2 protein-coding genes are annotated in these 2,081 nt (G+C 76.0%); both read right to left on the bottom strand.

The genetic code is table 11. The annotated features are described in order from the left end of the window. Window positions 1-691, bottom strand: a 691-nt coding sequence (locus E2E34_RS33745) for a putative hexosyltransferase (protein ID WP_500691588.1), incomplete at its 3' end; no start/stop codon positions are given. A 210-nt stretch (window positions 692-901) separates the two neighbouring features. Further along, the coding region (locus E2E34_RS33750) for a pyridoxal phosphate-dependent aminotransferase (RefSeq protein WP_439333704.1) at window positions 902-2,081 on the bottom strand (1,180 nt) is incomplete at its 5' end.

Consider the following 2,081-nt stretch of genomic DNA (forward strand, 5'->3'; position numbering starts at 1 on the left):
GCCAGGCCCCGCGGCCCCGGCCCGCCCACAGCGCGTACGCCGCCGCCGCGCCCACCGCCGCGGCGACCGCGATGCCGGTGGGCCGGGTCAGTCCGGCGCACGCGGCCAGGGCGCCGGCCCACAGCCACCGGCGGCCCAGGACGGCGTACAGCGACCAGGCGGCCAGGGCGGTCATCACCGGCTCGGTGTACGCCGTGGTCAGGACGACGGAGTGCGGCAGCACGCTCCACAGGACGACGAGCGCGGTGGCGGTGCGGCGGCCGTACAGGCGGTCGGCGACCAGGTGGATGCCGCAGGCGGCGGCCGCGGCCGCGCTCCAGGAGACGAGGAGCCCCGCCATCGGGCCGGTCAGCGGGAGGAGCGTGGTGAGCGCCCTGACGAGGCCGGGGTAGAGCGGGAAGAACGCGAGATCGCTCTGGACGGCGCCGTCGGGGAAGGTGAGGGTGCGGTGTCCGTAGCCGTGGGCGGCGATGCCCGTGTACCAGCGGGAGTCCCAGGTGTCGCCGAGGCGTGCGAGCGGGTTCTCGCCGACGTACCAGCAGCACAGGGCCCCGTCAGGACGCCGGCCAGCCGGGCGGTGGCGAACAGCGCGAGTGCGGGGGCGGCCCGGCGCAGGGCGCGCGCCGCCGAGGGCGCGGGCGCGCGGCGGGCGTCGGCCCGCTCTGCGGTCTCGGCGGACACGGGTGCACACCTCCGGCGCGAGTCGGTCACCCCGACCATGGGCGGCGCGGCGCCGCCTCGCCACCGCGGGTCGGCCGACCGGGCCAGTCGGCCGGGACCGCCGGCGGCGGCCACCGAGAAGCCGAGTGCCGCCCGGTGGCCGCCTCGGTCCGAGCGCGTGCCGCGCTGTCGCGGCGCCGGACCGTCGGCGGGAAAGGGGCGGCCGGTGGGCCCGGGACCGTCAGGTCGCGAGTTGCTTGAGGCGGCTGACCGCCTCGGCCAGGACGCTCGTCCGCTTGCAGAAGGCGAAGCGGACGAACGGGGCGCCCTGCTCCCGGTGGTCGTAGAAGACCGCGTTCGGGATGGCCACCACCCCGCACCGCTCCGGCAGCGCCCGGCAGAAGGCGAAGCCGTCGCTCTCGCCCAGCGGGCGGATGTCCGTGGTGACGAAGTACGTCCCGGCCGGCCGGTAGACCTCGAAGCCCGCGTCGGCCAGCCCGGCGGACAGCAGGTCGCGCTTGGCGCGCAGGTCCTCCCGCAGGGCGGTGAAGTACGAGGCGGGCAGGCGCAGCGCCTCGGCCACGGCGTACTGGAAGGGCCCGGCCGACACGTACGTCAGGAACTGCTTCGCCCCGCGCACGGCCGCGACCAGGGCGGGGGAGGCCGTGATCCAGCCGACCTTCCACCCGGTGAAGGAGAACGTCTTGCCCGCCGACGAGATCGTGACCGTGCGCTCCCGCATGCCGGGGAAGGACGCGAGGGGGACGTGCTCGCCGTCGAAGACCAGGTGCTCGTACACCTCGTCGGTGACGACGAGCAGGTCCCGCTCGACCGCCAGCGCGGCGACGGCGGCCAGTTCCTCGCGGCTGAGGACGGTGCCGGTGGGGTTGTGCGGGCTGTTGAGGAGGATGAGGCGGGTGCGGGGGGTGACCGCGGCGCGGAGTTCGTCGAGGTCGAGTACGTACCGGCCCTCGTGGGGCCGCAGCGTCACCGGCACGCGGGTGCCGCCCGCGAGGGCGATGCAGGCGGCGTAGGAGTCGTAGTACGGCTCCAGGGCGACGACCTCGTCGCCGGGCTCCACCAGGGCGAGCAGGGACGCCGCGATCGCCTCGGTGGCGCCGGCGGTGACGAGGACCTCGGTGTCGGGGTCGTAGGACAGGCCGTAGCGGCCGAGCTGGTGACCGGCGACGGCGGTACGCAGCTCGGGGACGCCCGGGCCGGGCGGGTACTGGTTGCCGCGGCCGTCGCGCAGCGCGCGCACCGCCGCCTCCCTGACCTCCTCGGGGCCGTCGGTGTCGGGGAAGCCCTGGCCGAGGTTGATCGCGCCGGTCTTCTGGGCCAGCGCCGACATCTCCGCGAAGATCGTCGTCCCGAACTCCGCGAGCCTGCGGTTCAGGAGGGGGCGGGGGTGGCTGTCTCTT

Source organism: Streptomyces albidochromogenes, from assembly GCF_005981925.1.
Lineage (GTDB): Bacteria > Actinomycetota > Actinomycetes > Streptomycetales > Streptomycetaceae > Streptomyces > Streptomyces albidochromogenes.